Below are 17,797 nucleotides of genomic sequence, written 5' to 3' on the forward strand. Positions count from 1 at the left end.
ATTATAATTCCTCCAATCGTCTTATAATCTCTTTTAAAATCTCTATTGTGGGTATTATATGGTCTGCATAGTGTTGTCCATATATATTGTTATCTAACTCCTCTTGCAACTCTCTCAAATGCTTTCTGTGGCTTTCTAGATACTCTGGAGTAGTAATATAATGCTTACAGGTATAACATTTTTTCTTTTTTTCTAACCTATCGCATATTTCTCCATTTTCAATAGGGTTAGTACAATATCCATCGCACATTCTAGCACCTTTATCCTTATTTTCTTTAAACCATTCTAGTTTTTCTTTATCTGATATTACTTCTTCATTAACATTATCTATATCACCTAAAATCCCAATCTTATCAAAGGTTTCTGCTCTATCCTTATCTTTAATATCTGCATAATGCTTACTTGTAGTTAATGCACTAGAATGACCTAACATATCTCTAATTGCTAATAGATCAGCACCTTTAGAATACATATCAGTCGCAAGCGTTCTTCTGAATTGGTGAGCTGTTAGATTATATAACTTACCATCTTTTCCTGTAATACTGCGGTTTTCTACGAACTTGTTTAACCATTGATAATAAGTTATTTTAGGAATAGAATTTATTTGTCCTGCTTTACTTCCTCTATCTGGCTTATGGATAAAAATGTTATTTTTAATTTTTTTGTCTGCTTGTTCTCTTATTTCCTTTGTTTCTTCAATTAACTTTTGAATTGCTATTACACATTCATTAGGGATAGGTATTTCACTTCTTTGTTTTCTGTTCTTATGATCGTAATAAGTTAAAGTCCATCCAGATATTAAATGTTCTTGCAAACAATCAACTTCTAATTTGAGCAAATCAGATAATCGCATACCTGTTGATTGTAATATAACTAATCCATATTTGATATAAATGTTTTCTTCATCTTTTAATGCTAAGTTTATTTGCTTGGTTACTTCATCTGGAATAAATTTAGTTTTAACTTTTTTATTTACCCCTGTAAATTCATTACCTGTAAATATTTCTTTATTAGGTACTTTGTTAGGCATATATACTTGTCCCCAACGAATTATATATTTTATACTATTAAAATAAATTCTTTGTGAACGATATGATAAAGGCTTTTTAGTTCTTTTTGATATTCTAGTTTTTAGAAAAGACAGAAAACTTTCAATATCGTTATAAGTTAGTTTTTTTAATGAATTTATATTATTTGACATAGCAAAATTATTGAAATATTTTAGCCCTAACATTCGGTTATATAAATAATTCAAACTTTTATTACCTTCTCTATAATTCCTCCAAACATAACCCTTTACAACTTCTTTAATTTCATCACTTGCTATAAAAGAGAAATCAAAATTAAAACTCTTATTATAATAAGTTGAATTTTTATCCTTGTCAACTAACTTCCATTCATCACCTTTAGGCATATTCTTTAACATTCGCTATCACAAGCAACTAAAGAACTTTTCTCCCAATATTTTTTCATTTCATCTGTTACAAAATTATTAGATAAGTGAGTATATTGTTGAGTAGTTGATATATACTTATGACCTGCCAATATTTTAACTACTGATACATCAAGTCCACTTTCAATCATTCTAGTAATACAAGTATGCCTTAAATCGTGAAAATTAAATTCTATACCTATTCTTTCTTGAACACGCTTAAACACTCCATATATGGCTCTATAAGTTAAAGGCTTACCAAGATACCTTTTTTGCTTTGCAACGAAAATATAACTATGCTCTGTATCTATATCAAAGCGTTCTTCCATAAGAAAGTCCTCGATTTCCTCAACTAAACTTACAGGCAAATATAAATCCCTTCTTTTACCCTTGCTCTTTATATCTTCTATAACTACTACTTGTTGTTCTTGAATAGAAGGTGTAACTCTAGGTATATCTTCAATCTTTAAATCTAAAACCTCTTGTATTCTAGCACCTGCTAAATACATTATCTTAAAGATTAACTTATCTCTCCAAGTATTTAGATTATCAAGAATAATTTCTACTTCTTCGTCAGATAATAATTTAATTCTATTCCCACTTTCTTTAACCTTAAAAATGGATTGCTTAGTTTTATTGTTATTTCTTACATGATGTAATAAACTTTTAAACATATCTCTAGGTCGATCCACTTCATCCATCAAAATTGGATTATCTACTTCCTTAACCATAGAACAATACTTATAAAAGTTATAAACTGTGCTTAAAATTCTGTTTATTGTTTTCCCACTTCTTGCACTTTCAACATTTAAATAATTTACATCTTCATTATGTTCTGGCTCTCTTAAATACTCTATAAACTCGCTTATATCACTAGGAGATACCCTTTTATAATCAAACCCTTTGTATTCTAAAAACTCCCAATATAACTTTAAATCTCTACCATAAGCTCTTATGGTATTCTCTGCTCTATCCTTTAATTTCAAATACTTTAAATAATCATATACAGGCTTAACAATTCTCATATCACTATCCAATAAAACAACTTTAATTTGATCATCTTTTTCTATTATGCTCAATTTCATAACAAGTACCTCCTAACCACTTATTAAATATGTTCAACAAGCACTATAGCTTTATTATATAGTAATCTAACTAATAATGCAACCCTAATAAACAATAAATAATAATTCATTTAACAGGCACTTGTTATACTAATTTCTTATTAACAAAAACCTTTATAAACCCTATCATAATAGGACTTATATCTAACATAACCTATTAGACACTATACAGTAAACATATCATACTATCTCTCCTTTTTCTTTTTTCTTTATGTATATTTCATCATAACCTTAATCTGAACTTATCTTTAGAAAAATATCAGCACAATTACACCCTAATTTTGACTATGTAGATGGTTAATTGGATTCTTTCCTTGCCCAACTTTACAATGAGCTTTAATAGCCTCAGTAACAAAACTTTTACTTTTTTTAACAGCAGCTTCTATCCTTAGCCCTTTAGCTAAATAGCTAGCAATAGCCGCCGATAGAGTACAACCTGTCCCGTGAGTATTTTCAGTTTCAATTCTCTTAACTTTAAACTCCAGCAGATTCTTGCCGTCATAAAGCACATCACGAGCCAAGCTTTGTTTTTGATGACCTCCTTTAACTAATACATACTCTGCTCCTAAGGAATATAGTTCTTTAGCCAACTCTTCTAAAGAAAGTTCAGCTGCTAAGTCCTTAGCTAACAAAATCTTAGCCTCATTGAGATTAGGAGTAATTAACTTAGCTAAAGGAATTAATTCTTCCCTTAAAGTAGTAATAGCCTCTTTAGCTAATAAAAGGTCACCACTAGTAGCTACCATCACTGGATCTACCACTAAATTAGGGAGCTCCCACTTATTAAGTCCAGCAACTAAGGTTTTGATAATCTCGCTATTAGCTAACATACCTGTTTTAACAGCTTTAAAGTTAAGATCGCTACAGACTGATTCTAGCTGTTTAGTTACAAAATTAGCACTCAAAGCCTCAAAATCTTGCACGCCTAAGGTATTTTGAGCTGTCACCGCTGTAATTACAGAAGCACCGTAAACCCCTAATACAGTCATAGTCTTTAAGTCAGCCTGAATTCCAGCTCCTCCTCCGGAATCTGAACCAGCAATAGTTAAAACCTGTTGAATAGCTTCCACCTCCTAAAATAAATAAACACACACCTAACCCCAATCAAGATGTGTGCTTAAAGTCTTTTAAAATAATAAAAAGAGCACTTCCAGCTTTAGGATGTGCTCTAAGTAAACTTTTTAAACACCAATTTCCTCCGCTGGTATAATCCAGATCAGGTTCAAGGGTTGAGTTAATCTCTCTCAGCCTTTCGGCACCCCTATGGTAAGTATTGATTTTTTATTATTATACTAGTTAATTTTGATAATGTCAAGAAGGTCAAAGGCGAATTTGACACAGCGCCCTGAAAGGAGTTGCTTTTTACTTCTTGAAGAAGTACTTTTGGGGTGATTACGCAGATAGACACAGATAAGTTCAAGACATTAAAACCCATTTGACACTGACTAAAATCTGACTAAGTTCTGACTAGACCTTAAAACATTAAATTCAAAAACTTAGAAGCATATTAAAATTAAGCTTGAATTAAATTTTTTTGCCGACTGAGGAAGTGCTCTTGGGGTGCTGAACTTGGGAAATCAATAACTCGCAAAGCTTTGCGTTTATGTTTATGATATAATTTTATAATAAGTATTTAGTCATAAGTGACTAAGTATTAAGTAACTATTTCCTATAAAATAATAAAGTTAGTGACATCATCTCGAAAATAACGAATTTAAGCTCTTATCTTCACAAATATATTAAAATTCCAAACTAATATCCAAGGCAGCCACCGTATGAGTTAAAGCACCTAAAGAAATAACATCGACCCCTGTTGCTGCCACTTGAGTGATATTTTCCTCAGTAATTCCTCCCGAAGCCTCTACAATAGCCTCACCGTTGATTATTTTTACTGCCTCAGTCATTAACTCCAAGGACATATTATCCAGCATAATGATATCTGCTTGAGCTGCCAAAGCCTCCTTTACAGCAGCTAAACTTTCAACCTCTACTTCAATCTGCATCGTATGAGGAAGCTTAGCTCTAGCTCTGCGGATAGCCTTCTCAACCCCTCCAGCGGCTGTAATATGGTTGTCCTTAATTAAAACAGCATCATAAAGCCCTAAACGATGATTAGAGCCACCACCAACCCTAACTGCATACTTCTCCAATATTCTTAAACCTGGAGTAGTCTTTCGGGTATCTACAATCCGTACCTGATAATCCTCTACTAAACTCTGATAATAAGCCGTTTTAGTAGCAATAGCCGACATTCTCTGCAAAAAATTAAGAGCTAATCGTTCTCCAGCTAAAATAGACTTAGCTTCACCGTTAACTCTAGCGATTTTACTGCCCTCTTTAAGTCGAGTTCCCTCAGCAACTAATCTTTGAAATTTAACTTTAGGATCTAAGCGCTTAAAGACTAGCTCCGCTACCTCTAAACCAGCCACTAACCCAGCTTCTTTAGCTAAGATAATTCCTTCCACTTTCAACTGATTTTCAATCACCGCTTCTCCAGTAATATCTCCAGTCCAAATATCCTCCTGAATAGCATTATCAATTATCTCTAAGACCTGCTTTTTAGGTAAATTCAAGCTCTAACTCCTCCCATTCTCTATCTTTTTCTAAGACTATATGCTTCAACCAATTAGAACTAGGTTCAGGAAAGTCCCGTCGATAATGAGCACCGCGACTCTCTTCTCTAAGCAAAGCTGCTTTAACCACTAGATAGGCTACAATAAGCATATTTTGAATCTCAAAATCCTTTACTGAGTTATATTCATAATTCAAATACTTAAATAGCTCCTCCAGCCTACTCTGCACCTTACTCAGCCCTACTTCTTCCCTAATAATAGCTACCTCAGTTGTCATCAACTCCTTAATCTCTTTTTTAATACTTTTAATACTTATTACAGCAGCAGCACTAAACTGCTGAGTATGATTAGCAATCCGCAAGTTATCAAAAGCTAACTTTGAATCTTTAGTATAGTTAATCATTTCTTCAGCAACTCGCTTACCGTAAACCAAGCCCTCTAAAAGCGAATTACTAGCTAAACGATTGGCTCCGTGAACACCTAAAGCAGCCGTCTCTCCACAGGCGAATAAACCTTGAATATTAGTTGCACCTTTGGTGTCCGTTTTAATTCCGCCCATACAGTAGTGAGCTGCTGGTACTACCGGAATATAGTCTTTAGTAATATCTAATCCTTCGCTTAAACAAGCTTTATAAATAGTAGGAAAACGTTCTTTAATAAAATCAGCATCCAGCTCTGTTAGATCTAAATATACACAGTTGCTATTCTTAGCTTTCATTTCCTGGTAAATAGCTCTAGCAGCTACATCACGAGGAGCTAGTTCCCCTAATTGATGATACTTAAACATAAAGCGCTCCCCTTGCTGGTTTCTTAAAACCGCTCCTTCACCCCGCACTGCCTCTGAAATGAGAAAGTTAGCTGCTCCTGCTAAACTTAAAGTAGTTGGATGAAACTGAATAAACTCCAAATCCATAACTTCTACTCCGGCCCGGTAAGCTAAAGCAATTCCATCACCAGTAGCTACTTCTGGATTAGAGGTTTTTTGATAAAGTTGACCAGCTCCACCAGTAGCTAAAAGTACTGCCGAAGCTAAATAAACTTGATAGCTTGCTGCATTGCTATCATAAGCTAAAACACCGTAACAGCGATTATTTTTAGTTAATAAGTCAATAACAAAGATATTACTATGCAACTCTAGTGCAGCTTTAGCTAAAACTTCTTTAGTTAAAGTATTTCTTAATTCAGTTCCAGTAGCATCACCGCCAGCATATAGAATTCGACGTCGACTATGAGCTCCTTCCTTAGTCAAAGCAACCTCTTTTCCTTGTCGATCAAAGCTTACCCCCAACTTCAATAGTTCCTTAATTCGTTGCTGACCTTGCTCAACTAATAGCTCTACTGCCTTAGGATTAGCTAAACCTGCTCCTGCTTTTAAGGTATCTTGATAATGTAGTTCAAAGCTATCGTCTTCAGCAATTACAGCCGCAATTCCTCCTTGAGCATGCTCAGTACTACAGTCTTGAGGCTCTTCTTTAGTCAGCATTGTTACTTTTCCTGCCTCAGCTAAGTTCAAAGTACTAACCAATCCGGCTACCCCACTACCAATTACTAAAAAATCAGTTTTCTTTTTTTCCAGCTCTGCTAAATCAAAGTTTACTAAGTAACGGGGAATCATTAATCTACCTCCATTATCTACTTAACTCCAGCATTTTATTCAAAGCCTGCTTAGCCTTAACTCTAATCTCAGCTGCTACAGTAATCTGATATTGATTATTCTCCAAAGCTTGTACTACATCTGTCAAAGAGGTTAGTTTCATATTTTTACAAATTAATCCCTGATTTAAAATATAAAAGGTCTTAGCTGGATTTTCATTCTTTAAACGATAAAGAATCCCCATCTCTGTGCCAATAATTATCGTCTCAGCTTCACTTTGTTGAGCAAAGTTCAAAATTTGAGCCGTACTCCCCACATAATCAGCTCCTGCTACTACCTCCGGTCTACACTCCGGATGCACAATCACCGGCGCCTGCGGATGCAGCTCTTTAACCTCATTTAAATGCTCAGCTAAAACTCGATGATGAGTAATACAGTAACCATCCCAAAAAATAATCTCCTTCTCAGTCTGCTGAGCCACATAATGACCTAAGTTCTGATCAGGCACAAAAAGAATCTGCTCTTCTTTCAGAGATTCTACCACTTCAACTGCATTAGAAGAGGTGCAACAAATATCGCTTTCAGCCTTAACAGCTGCCGAAGAATTGACATAACATACTACCGCCGCTTGCGGATACTCCTCTTTTTTCTCCCGCAGCTGGGCAGCAGTAATCATCTCTGCCATAGGACAGTTAGCATTTTTTTCCGGCAATAAAACCGTCTTCTCCGGCGATAAAATAGCCGCACTTTCAGCCATAAAGTCCACTCCGCAAAAAACTATAGTCTCTTCTTCCACCTGAGCAGCCTTTTGGCTTAAACCTAAGGAGTCTCCTGTATAGTCAGCAATAGCCTGTACTTCATCCAATTGATAGTTATGAGCTAAAATAATAGCATCCTTTTCTTTTTTTAACTTCTCTATTTTCTCAACTAAATCCATTTCCCTCAACCTGCCCCCCTCAATAATCATAATTACCCAATCATTTAACATGATTGTATATCCTTACTCATGTAATGTCAAGTGTCTTTACAGACATCAATAAAAAAATACAGATGCTATTAACTCAATAAGTAACCTACAGCCGCTAACTTTTCTTCAATTAACATTAATCCTTCCTCAGTTAAGGCTTCTACAGTATGCAGATGAACTCCCTCAGTTAAAGTTAACAAAGGTTTCACAGTCTCCTGGCGATACTTCTTTATAAACTCCTTTATGTCAGATTTAGATTGAATCATCAATAATCCCTTTAACTCTCCGTAAAGAGGATGTTCTACAATCACATCTCTAATTCTACCGCCGTGCTGAACTATAATCTCTAACTCCTCTGCAATCTCCGACTCTTCTGGACCATGCACACAAGCTATAGTTTTACTAGCTCTCTGCTGCCCCGGTTCAGCCAGTATATACCCCTGTGAAGTAGCCAGAATCTGTTTCCCTTGGGCCCGCAATAAAGCTATATCCTGCACAATCACCTGCCTACTTACTCCAAACTGCTCAGCTAAATCAGAACCTGTAATCGGCTCTTCTTGAAGAGACAGTACTTTCAAAATATCCTCACGCCTTTTATCAGTTGACATATTTATCACCTCATTACAAAAAGGCCCTGCTTAAAGCAAGGCCTTTTTAATTATTAACTATCAACAGTACTATCGGGCCCGCTATCTTCAGGTCGAATAGTACTACCACTATCTACCACTCGGCCTTCAAAGTCACTTTCACTAACATCCGGAAAAACTCTACAATTACGTCCCAACTGAGTATTTGAGGGTATCCTTGCTCCTTTACCAATTACATTTAAGCCACATTTAAGTAGCTCAGATTTTTCTAAATTAGGAGTAAAGTCATCTCCAAAGCCTAAGTGAGAGTTAGCGCCTATAATTACATTTTTATCAATTATACATTTAGAAACAATGGAATTATTTTTAACTATAGCATCGTTAAAGATAATAGAATCTCTAACTACAGCTCCTTCCTCCACTACTACCCCCGGTGAAATAACAGAGTTAGAGACCTCGCCGTTAATAATAGCTCCATTAGAAATTAAACTTTCAGCAACTCTCATCTGCGGACCAAACTTTACCGGTGGTTTTCCAGCACTACGAGTATAAAGCTTCCACTCTTCATCATATAGATTTATTTCTGGTAAAGGATCGGTTAAAGACAGATTAGCCTCCCAATAAGACTCAAAGGTACCTACATCCTGCCAATAACCATCGTACTCATAAACAAAAGAATTAGCATCCTCAATAGTAGGCGGAATAATATGATGCCCAAAATCAGAATTATCCTTAGAACAGTACTCTTTTAGCTTCTCAATTAAAACATCCTTATCAAAAACATAGATCCCCATAGAAGCTAAATTATCAGGTGGATCAGCCGGCTTCTCTACAAAATCTACAATTTCCATTTTCTCATCGGCTTCCAAAATACCATATCTAGAAGCATCCTCCATAGGTACTCTTTGAGCAGCTACCGTCAAATCTGCTCCCTTGCGAACGTGATAAGTAATCATTTTATTGTAGTCCATCTTATAAATATGATCTCCGGATAAGATAATAATATAATCAGGATCTTTACTTTCAATAAAATTAATATTGCGATAAACAGCATGAGCTGTTCCTTTATACCAGCCTCCTTCAGTAGGCCTACCAGTATGAGGATGCAACAGAGTAACCCCACCCAAACGTCTATCCAAGTCCCATGGCTTTCCAATTCCAATATGATCGTTTAAAGATAAAGGTAAGTACTGAGTAATTACCCCTATATTATAAATTCTAGAATTAACACAGTTACTTAAAGTAAAATCAACAATTCGATACTTTCCAGCAAAGGGTACGCTAGGTTTAGCTCTATGCTCCGATAGTATATCTAACCTACTACCTCTTCCTCCTGCTAAGATCAATGCTAAACTCTTCATAATATCGCCTCCTTAATAGTTTGTACTAATATTTAATTATTCTACTAACTTCACTTTTATACTCACGACTATAAACTCTATAATCAAGCTCAGGAAATAGATTATTTTTAGCTTCTAAGTCACTAAGCATCTCTTCATCAATACTTTGGCTCTTAATCTGCTCATATAAGTCACTAAAATTACTGACATGAGCTTTAGTCCTATAAACAGCATACTCCACCATAGTTTCCGTCTTCATAATAAAAGCCCAATCACTACTTTGAGCTAATAAAAGCTCTCTAGCTGCCTGATTTAAAGCTCTTTCAGTTAAATGATCTACCTCCTTAAACTTTGTTGCTAACTCGGTCATTCTTTCAGCAGCCTTATGTAAATGACGATAAATCCAGTCATTATTATCTTCTAGCCAAACATCGTGATATCCTCCCTCACCCCAACTACAGCTCGGCGGTTGGCAGAGCTGATTAACAGGATATTCAGCTAAATAATCTATAGGCGATACTAACTCCAACTCCGACTGGTTAAAAGCAACCTCTCTAATTAAGTTATTTATAAAATCAGGGCCCTCATACCACCAGTGACCAAATAACTCCGCATCATAAGGTGAAAGCAACAAAGGCTTCCGATCCATAAACTCACTTAGCTCCTTAACCTCTTCAGTCCTTTTATGCACAAAATCTTTAGCGTGCTCAGCTGCTCTAGCTAAAGCCACTTCCGGATCATATAGCTCTTTATTTTCTAACTTACAGTCATCATCAGTAATTTTATGATACTTAATACCGGTATTTACTTGTAACTCATCCTGCCCTGTATACTCCTTAACATAGTCCAAAGGTAAATCAAAACCGATATCCCGATAATACTCTCTATAATCATGATCTCCCGGATAACCCTCTTTAGAACTCCAAACCTCCTTAGAAGAAGTATTATCTCTACCAAAAGCCGCTACCCTAGATTGGCCTACATAAATCGGCGCAAAAACACCATAACGAGGTCTAGGCTCAGCATATAAAATTCCGTGCGTATCAACTACAAAAAATCTCAGTCCATACTCCTCTAAAATATTCTCCACTCCCGGATAGTATCCACATTCCGGAAGCCAAATTCCGCGGGGAGCTTTACCTAAATGCTGCTGATGTGTTTCGATTGCTACTTCAATCTGGGCCCTAACTGCTTCCGGATACTGCTTCATCAAAGGTAGATAACCATGGGTTGCCCCACAGGTAATTAACTCCAACTCTCCTGAATCCTGAAAAGATTTAAAGCCATTGATCAAATTACCATCGTATTTTTCAAAGGTCTCATTAGCCCTTTTAAATCTCTCTAAATAAAGCCTAGCGCTTTTATTAAGTAGCCGATTATCAGCCGTCCGCTCCACCTCAGCCGCAGCTAAGTCAACCAGCTTGCCAATATGCACTCCATAACGATACTGCAATAAAGGATCGCTTAACATGGAAAGTAATGGAGGAGTTAACGACATAGTTAATCTATACTCAGCCCCCTCCTCACGTAAATCCTGAAAATGGTTTAATAAAGGGATATAAGTTTCAGTCATAGCCTCATAAAGCCATCTTTCCTCTAAATGACTCTCATGGTCGGGATGACGCACAAAAGGTAAATGAGCATGTAACACCAAAGATAAATAACCTATTTCTTCCTTCATTATCATCACTCCTAAATATCATTTTTTTCTTCAGCAACAGTTGAGGAGCTATACTCCTGTTCTCTTTCTAAAAGTGATAGAGAACTATAATTAGATATTTTCAATTTAGCCAGCCTATCTTCAACCTTTAAAGCATCTAGAGAAGCATAACTTTTCTGAATATCTAAAGAACCATAACTTTCTTTTAAAGTACCGTCTTTTAAGCTGCCACTTTCTTCACTGATAGAAAGTCTATATATTCTGGCTAAACTCTCTTTTTCTTCGACTCGCAGCCACTCTTCATCCAACAGATCACTAATGCTATCGCGAGGGGTAAGTACTTTATTAGACTCCAATATAATATGAAACTCGCCTTCTTCATCTAAAATTCCTAATCTAACTAAATAAGTATGTTCAGGCTCTAAATCAAAGAAATACCAGTTATCATCACCGACCCCAATCTCTGTATCGTAGTAAACATTATACTCAGCACCTATAGTCAAATCATAAAGCCTTAAACTCAGTTCAGCCTCTGCTAAAGAATTATATTTTAAACTACTAATAACTCTATCGACTAACTCGGTAGTATATTCCCAATAGACATGAGCAGAATAAGGATTCCTAGCCTGAAACACCATTCGATTATCAGCATAAGCATCAGGAAGCTGATATAAGTCAGCTATACTAACCTGAGTTTCACTTAGCTCAGTCTCAACTTGATAGCTCTCTTCTACTTTTTCAACAGACTCTATCTCAACAAAAACTGAATCAGCTAAAGTAGCAAAGGTGCTACTACCTATTCCTGATACCTCCTTTAACTCAGCAACTGAATCAAAGCCCCCTTGGGCCTGACGATACTCAATAATTCGCTTTGCTAAAGCAGGACCAATTCCTTTTAGTTTTTGTAATTCTTCCACCCCAGCTTGATTTATTTCGATTTTAGAACCATTAACATCAGACAACTGCCAATAAAGTTGCTGATATTTACGAGCAGAACTCTCCCAACTATAATCACTCTTCATTGCTCTTTTAACTAACTTCTCCCAAGTCCCATTTTGGTGATAAAAATCTAGGGCCCGCTCAATAGTATAGAGCATATCTCCAGCATTATAATTGCTAAAGCTAAAACCGTTACCTTCATCGGTAAACTCATTATAAGGAGTTATGGTATCCTTAAGCCCGCCTGTCTCTCTAACTACAGGAATGGTTCCGTATCTCAAACTTAATAGCTGACTTAAGCCACAAGGTTCAAACTTAGAAGGCATCAAGAAAATATCGCTACCAGCATAGATCTTTCTAGCTAATTGAGTATCATACTTAATATTTACCGCTAAGCGTTCTGGGTAACGACTACCTAAATCTCTTAAGGCATTCTCATAATACTTCTCTCCTGTACCTAAAATCACCAACTGTATATCTCTTTGTAGTAATTCATCAGCCACCTCTAACAGTAAATCCAAGCCTTTCTGCTCCACTAACCTAGAGATTAAAGAGATTACTGGAACTTCATCTTTAACTGCTAAACCCATCTCCTCTTGTAACCTCTTCTTATTTTCATATTTAGCACTTATATTTTCAGCACTATAGTTAGCCGCAATCAGCTCATCAGTAGCTGGATCATACTGCTGGTAATCAATACCGTTAATAATTCCATACAGATCGTCAGCATTCATTCTCAATGCATAGTCTAAGCCTTCTCCGTACTCCGCTGTCTGAATCTCCCGAGCATAAGTCCTACTAACTGTACTTACCAAATCAGACATATTAATTCCCATCTTCATATAGTTTACTGCTCCCTCATGCTTTAAAACACCGGACTCCCAGTGAGCAGAATCCAAACATAGTACATCCTCTAATGCCTCTGGAGCAAACTGACCTTGATACTTCAAATTATGAATAGTAAAGACAGTCTTGATATCTTGATAAAAATCATACTGTTGATAGTTATCCTTGAGCATTAAACTAATCGGGCCCGTCTGCCAGTCATTACAGTGGATAATATCAGGCTTAAAATCCAGTTTAGGCAGCATCTCCAAAACAGCTCGACAAAAATAAGTATACTGAATATGTCGATCCCAATCATCATAGATATTGTCTCTATCAAAATAGTTTATATTATCTATAAAATAAGTAGTAACCCCATTATTGTCCAGCTTATTAACTCCCACATAATTATTTCGCCAAGCCACCTTAGTTCTAAAATGCAATAAATGCTCTAAATCTACTAAATAATTATCATCAATCTGGCTATATTGAGGCATCGCCACTCGAATATCAACACCTAAATCAGCAAGTGCCTGTGGTAAAGAACCAGCCACATCAGCCAAACCTCCTGTTTTAATAAAAGGAGCCACTTCCGAAGCCAAAAATAATACCTTCATACTTCATTCCCCCAATCAAAATATTTTCTATAATTATATACTTCTGTAGTTAACACAATTTACCTCCATTAAATTCTAAATTTAAAATTTTTTTCTCTTTTCCTGATTTAGCAAATAAGGAAAATAAGCACTCTAGATTATTCAGAGTGCTTATTTTTACTTACTCCCTTCTAAAACTACGACACTTAGTCTCTCCAGTCTGAGTAGCATAAGGACCATTATCATTACAATAAACCTCTATTTTCTCCAATTGACAGCTCTCTTGCAATTGATGGACACAGTTTTGAACATGACATTCAATTTCTGCCACTGAATTTCACTCCTTAAAGCTAATTTAGAAATAGTTTAACCAGTTATTTAATCTTTATAAGCTCTAGAGCCAGCCACCAAAGATTGAAGTCCACTAACTACAAAAACAATTCTAATCACTTCCTTAATTTCTTCCTCAGTAGCTCCCAAATCTCTAGCTCGAGCAGCTAAACCCTCAACGCCATCACCGTGATTTTCCAAAGCATCTAAAGCTAAAATAATCAAAGTCTTAGTTTTAGCATCTAAGGCTCCTGGTTTATTGATCAATTCCAACAGTTGGTCCATCAACCCTCCCAGCTCTTCATCTTTCTCTCGGGTAATCTCCATAAAAGCCGGTGATCCTTTCTTTTCAGACATTATTAACCCTCCTTTCATTTTTCATTTTAAATTAATATTGGAATTTCCAACAGCTTATCTTAATAAAATGAAATGGTAATACAGCTAAATTTAAAATAATAAACACGCCTTAATTATTAGCTGTATATTTAGTTTAAAAGAAGAAATTTATAAAGAGAAGAATACCTTTGGCAAGCAGATTATAAATTAAAATGAAATACTTAAGCCATCATAAGCTAAAGCTACCCTTGGAGGTAGTTCGCGATTAAGTAAATTATGATCTAATTCATGACTAATATGTGTAAACAAAGTTCTTTCAGGCTTAAGTTCTTTAATTAAATCTAAGGCTTCATTAACATTGAAGTGAGTAGGATGGACTCGATAGCGCAAAACTCCCAAGATTAATAAATCTAAATTATAAAGTTTCTGCAAAGAGTCATTAGTAATTAAACTACAGTCAGTAATATAAGCTATGTTATTGAACTTATAACCTAATATTGGTAGCTTACCATGATAAACAGGAATTGGTTCTATTAACAAACCAAATAAATTAAAAGATTGCTCCTCAACAGTATTAGCAATTAATCTAGGTTTACCATCACCCATATTAGTCTTTTCAAATATATAACTATACATTACCTTTAACTCTTTCATCGTTATAGAGTTTGCATAACAAGGAATAGCCTCTTTTTGACGCTGATTAAAGATCCTAATATCATCTAATCCACCTACATGATCAGCGTGAAAATGAGTAAATAGAATAGCGGCTAACGAATTTAAGTCCTCTCTTAAAGACTGAAGTCTTAGTTCAGTAGCAGTATCAATTAAAATATTTTGTGAATTATGCCTAATCCATAATGAAGAACGAGTACGTTTATTTTTACTTAACTTTGATTTACAAACTTGACATTTACAACCTACTACTGGTACTCCCTGTGAAGTCCCTGTCCCCATGAAGGTAATTTCCATTATTAATTTCAATTACTCCTTTCTACAGTAACAGCACTTAATAACTAGCTTAATATAATTAATACCATATCTATTTTTATAATCCTGCTTTTTTAAGAAATATTTATCTGAAAATAACAAATTAACAGGAGAGCTCAATGCTCTCCCATTAATTAATCCCTTTGTTTTCTGGTAATATTATCTAATCTTCGTTGTTCAGCTAAGTTAGCTTCAGTAATAGCTTCAATATCAAAATCGTCGGGATTGATATCTTCAGCTGCTTCAAAAGCTTCCGGAGTAATATCTTCTCCCAATTCAAAATCATCTGGATTATATTCAGCCAAGAACTCAAAAGTTTTTTTGTTGATTTCATCAAGCGGTGGTAAATCCTTCTCGGACACCAGCAGTCAACCTCCTTCCAATCAGCTTACTTTTAATATATCCAAAGCTAATTGGCTTAACTCAAGTAAGATCTTTCATTTATGGAGCTTCTAACTGTTAGCATCCTATTCCTTAAATATTATTTTGGTATATCTCTTCAATAGCGGTATTAATAATCTGTCTAGCTTCTCTAAAGGAGCTTTTATACTTAATCTTCATCTTTTCTAAATGCTCACTTCCTTTTTCAGTTAAACGATAATATCTAATCGATCTTTTATCAGGTTCAGACCACCAGCTCTCTACATAGCCTTCCTCTTCCATCTCTCGCAACAAAGGATAAACCATACCTCTAGAAGGCTGCCAACGAGCATCCATCTGTTCATTAATGGTATCCAGTATTCTCTGACCATACATCTTTTTATTATTTTTAAGTAAGTGCAGGATATAAATAGAGGTAAAAGCAGTAGTGCTAATCTTAGCTGGAAACTGACGATTCAATTTTCCTTTGTAGTTACTCATTTTTGATCTCCCCTTTTAAATATTATTAGTCATAAGTGACTTTATTATAAGTTACTATATAAGTTAAATAAAAAGGAATAAATCTCCTGCTTAATCAAAAGATTTATTCCTGAAATTGGATTTAATTTTAACCTAAACTTACTTCTTTAGATTTTTGAAGTATATTTAAAGAAATATCAGCCGCTTGATCCATAGCGTGAGCTCCCAATAAAAGCACTAAATCTCCATTATCAACCTTTGCTAATGCTGCTAATAAGGCAGGCTTAAACTCTCTCCAAAACTCAAAATCAACTCTCTGCTCATTTAAAGTTTGAATAACAGTTCTTTTTTCAGCAGCTGTAACTTGATCACGCGATCCAGCTAATCTCTCACAGTTGCTAATATAAAGTTCTGTTACTCCTAATAGAGGTGTAAATTCAGCTATTGCTTCTGCAATTTCTTTATTTACCTGCACACCCCTGTTACCACGAATAGCATTAATAATATAGAGATCATTATATTCTAAATCTTTGATGGTTTCAAAAACTGCTTTATAACTAGCATAATTATGAGCACAATCATCGATAATAGTAAACTCATAGTCATAGATAACATTTAAGCGTCTATAAAAAGGCTGAAAACTCTTCAAAGCAGTTTTAATCTCATTAACACTTAAACCAAGCAACAAAGCAGCAGCTATCGCAGCTAAGGCATTATAAATATTATGTTTGCCTAATAATTGGAGCTCCAATTCAAACTCTTCCAGAACAATTTCACTACCATAATAATTGCTTAAACCATCTTCAACACTAACTCTAAATCTACTACCTTCAGTTCCATAAGCAATAAGCTCAGCTTGAATATCGGCTCTTTCACTAAAGCCATAGTTAATAACTCTACACTCTAAAGCAGAGCTGATTTCTTCGGCATGAGCATCATCTATATTTATCAAGGCAATTTTATCTTGAGCAGCCTCTTGAAATAACTTCTTTTTAGTATTTAAATAGTCGGCAAAGTTTTCGTGTAAGTCAAAATGATCTCTACCTAAGTTAGTATAAATTATTAAATCAAAGTCTAAACCAGCAGTGCGATCTAGCTTTATACCGTGTGAGGAAACCTCCATTGTGGCCACATTAACTCCTCTTTGCACCATTTCATTTAAACAATTGGAAATCTCAACCGCTCCTGGAGTAGTTAATTGAGCCTCTTTTACTTTATTATCTATTTTAGTTTTAACCGTACCTATTAAACCAGTTTTAAAGTTATTCTTAGCAAATAAATGTTCAATTAAATGAGTAGTTGTAGTCTTACCATTAGTCCCTGTTACCCCTATTAGAGTTAACTTTTTTGAAGGTTGATTATATAACTGATTAGCTAACTGAGCTAATCTTTGGCGAGCATTATTTACTTTAATTATCGGTACTTTTAAACTATCAAGTCCATTTATATCTTCTTCAGTATAAATAACTTTTGCTCCACTTTCAATAGCCTCATTTATATATTTATTTCCATCGTCTTCAAATCCCTTGATAGCTACAAAGGCATAGCCGGGTTTGACCTCTCTAGAATCACAAGTAATCCCTAAAATATCTTGATTGCCGATTTTCACTTTGCTCACACCTCTCTAACTTTTAAATTAAGCTTACTTTTTAATTAAAATCCCCTAG

The 17,797-nt window shown here is 35.2% G+C and carries 16 protein-coding genes and 1 riboswitch; all 16 genes read right to left on the reverse strand.

Going from position 1 to position 17,797, the window contains the following annotated elements; all coding sequences use genetic code 11:
- Position 1: 1 nt before the first annotated feature.
- Positions 2-1,426, reverse strand: a complete 1,425-nt coding sequence (locus tag MWH30_RS02390) for a tyrosine-type recombinase/integrase (protein ID WP_248662446.1) — start codon at positions 1,424-1,426, stop codon at positions 2-4.
- Positions 1,420-2,517 (reverse strand): tyrosine-type recombinase/integrase, encoded by a 1,098-nt coding sequence (locus MWH30_RS02395; protein ID WP_248662447.1) that lies wholly within the window; start codon positions 2,515-2,517, stop codon positions 1,420-1,422. The genes MWH30_RS02390 and MWH30_RS02395 overlap by 7 nt, the downstream gene beginning before the upstream one ends.
- Before the next feature lie 314 nt (positions 2,518-2,831).
- Positions 2,832-3,626, reverse strand: a complete 795-nt coding sequence (gene thiD, locus MWH30_RS02400) for a bifunctional hydroxymethylpyrimidine kinase/phosphomethylpyrimidine kinase (protein WP_308221594.1) — start codon at positions 3,624-3,626, stop codon at positions 2,832-2,834.
- Positions 3,627-3,731: 105 nt separating this feature from the next.
- A riboswitch (TPP riboswitch) is annotated at positions 3,732-3,829 on the reverse strand.
- Between the two features lie 466 nt (positions 3,830-4,295).
- The gene (nadC, locus tag MWH30_RS02405; RefSeq protein WP_248662448.1) at positions 4,296-5,129 is read right to left on the reverse strand and encodes a carboxylating nicotinate-nucleotide diphosphorylase; all 834 of its coding nucleotides are present in this window, start codon (positions 5,127-5,129) and stop codon (positions 4,296-4,298) included.
- Entirely contained in the window at positions 5,116-6,744 is a 1,629-nt protein-coding gene (nadB, locus tag MWH30_RS02410) for an L-aspartate oxidase (protein ID WP_248662449.1), read from the reverse strand. Before nadB ends, nadC begins: the two co-directional genes overlap by 14 nt.
- Before the next feature lie 13 nt (positions 6,745-6,757).
- Positions 6,758-7,660 (reverse strand): quinolinate synthase NadA, encoded by a 903-nt coding sequence (nadA, locus tag MWH30_RS02415; protein WP_248662450.1) that lies wholly within the window; start codon positions 7,658-7,660, stop codon positions 6,758-6,760.
- A 119-nt stretch (positions 7,661-7,779) separates the two neighbouring features.
- Positions 7,780-8,298: a transcription repressor NadR gene (locus MWH30_RS02420; protein ID WP_248662451.1), complete on the reverse strand. Its 519-nt coding sequence runs from the start codon at positions 8,296-8,298 to the stop codon at positions 7,780-7,782.
- A 53-nt stretch (positions 8,299-8,351) separates the two neighbouring features.
- A complete protein-coding gene (locus MWH30_RS02425) occupies positions 8,352-9,638 on the reverse strand; it encodes a glucose-1-phosphate adenylyltransferase (RefSeq protein WP_248662452.1) in 1,287 nt (428 codons plus the stop codon).
- A gap of 25 nt (positions 9,639-9,663) precedes the next feature.
- On the reverse strand, positions 9,664-11,298 hold the full coding sequence (locus tag MWH30_RS02430) for a glycoside hydrolase family 57 protein (protein WP_248662453.1): 1,635 nt from the start codon (positions 11,296-11,298) through the stop codon (positions 9,664-9,666).
- A gap of 11 nt (positions 11,299-11,309) precedes the next feature.
- Positions 11,310-13,658 carry a glycogen synthase GlgA gene (gene glgA / locus MWH30_RS02440; RefSeq protein ID WP_308221595.1) on the reverse strand — a complete coding sequence of 783 codons (2,349 nt, stop codon included), beginning with the start codon at positions 13,656-13,658 and terminating at the stop codon, positions 11,310-11,312.
- A 160-nt stretch (positions 13,659-13,818) separates the two neighbouring features.
- The gene (locus MWH30_RS02445; RefSeq protein WP_248662454.1) at positions 13,819-13,968 is read right to left on the reverse strand and encodes a DUF1540 domain-containing protein; all 150 of its coding nucleotides are present in this window, start codon (positions 13,966-13,968) and stop codon (positions 13,819-13,821) included.
- Between the two features lie 47 nt (positions 13,969-14,015).
- On the reverse strand, positions 14,016-14,324 hold the full coding sequence (locus MWH30_RS02450) for a carboxymuconolactone decarboxylase family protein (protein ID WP_248662455.1): 309 nt from the start codon (positions 14,322-14,324) through the stop codon (positions 14,016-14,018).
- Positions 14,325-14,510: 186 nt separating this feature from the next.
- The gene (locus tag MWH30_RS02455) at positions 14,511-15,284 is read right to left on the reverse strand and encodes an MBL fold metallo-hydrolase (RefSeq protein WP_248662456.1); all 774 of its coding nucleotides are present in this window, start codon (positions 15,282-15,284) and stop codon (positions 14,511-14,513) included.
- A 140-nt stretch (positions 15,285-15,424) separates the two neighbouring features.
- The gene (locus MWH30_RS02460) at positions 15,425-15,652 is read right to left on the reverse strand and encodes a hypothetical protein (protein WP_248662457.1); all 228 of its coding nucleotides are present in this window, start codon (positions 15,650-15,652) and stop codon (positions 15,425-15,427) included.
- Positions 15,653-15,764: 112 nt separating this feature from the next.
- On the reverse strand, positions 15,765-16,151 hold the full coding sequence (locus MWH30_RS02465) for a PadR family transcriptional regulator (protein WP_248662458.1): 387 nt from the start codon (positions 16,149-16,151) through the stop codon (positions 15,765-15,767).
- Between the two features lie 127 nt (positions 16,152-16,278).
- Positions 16,279-17,739, reverse strand: a complete 1,461-nt coding sequence (locus MWH30_RS02470) for a Mur ligase family protein (protein ID WP_248662459.1) — start codon at positions 17,737-17,739, stop codon at positions 16,279-16,281.
- Positions 17,740-17,797 lie beyond the last annotated feature (58 nt).

This window comes from Fuchsiella alkaliacetigena, assembly GCF_023227765.1.
In the GTDB taxonomy this organism is placed as follows: domain Bacteria; phylum Bacillota; class Halanaerobiia; order Halobacteroidales; family Acetohalobiaceae; genus Fuchsiella; species Fuchsiella alkaliacetigena.

What these genes read in the sequence shown, in the direction of transcription:
- nadB (WP_248662449.1), bottom strand. Translation starts at nt 6,744, where the DNA reads ATGATTCCCCGTTACTTAGTAAACTTTGATTTAGCAGAGCTGGAAAAA.
- MWH30_RS02395 (WP_248662447.1), bottom strand. Translation starts at nt 2,517, where the DNA reads ATGAAATTGAGCATAATAGAAAAAGATGATCAAATTAAAGTTGTTTTA.
- MWH30_RS02450 (WP_248662455.1), bottom strand. Translation starts at nt 14,324, where the DNA reads ATGTCTGAAAAGAAAGGATCACCGGCTTTTATGGAGATTACCCGAGAG.
- glgA (WP_308221595.1), bottom strand. Translation starts at nt 13,658, where the DNA reads ATGAAGGTATTATTTTTGGCTTCGGAAGTGGCTCCTTTTATTAAAACA.
- MWH30_RS02420 (WP_248662451.1), bottom strand. Translation starts at nt 8,298, where the DNA reads ATGTCAACTGATAAAAGGCGTGAGGATATTTTGAAAGTACTGTCTCTT.
- MWH30_RS02430 (WP_248662453.1), bottom strand. Translation starts at nt 11,298, where the DNA reads ATGAAGGAAGAAATAGGTTATTTATCTTTGGTGTTACATGCTCATTTA.
- MWH30_RS02465 (WP_248662458.1), bottom strand. Translation starts at nt 16,151, where the DNA reads ATGAGTAACTACAAAGGAAAATTGAATCGTCAGTTTCCAGCTAAGATT.
- MWH30_RS02425 (WP_248662452.1), bottom strand. Translation starts at nt 9,638, where the DNA reads ATGAAGAGTTTAGCATTGATCTTAGCAGGAGGAAGAGGTAGTAGGTTA.
- nadA (WP_248662450.1), bottom strand. Translation starts at nt 7,660, where the DNA reads ATGGATTTAGTTGAGAAAATAGAGAAGTTAAAAAAAGAAAAGGATGCT.
- MWH30_RS02390 (WP_248662446.1), bottom strand. Translation starts at nt 1,426, where the DNA reads ATGTTAAAGAATATGCCTAAAGGTGATGAATGGAAGTTAGTTGACAAG.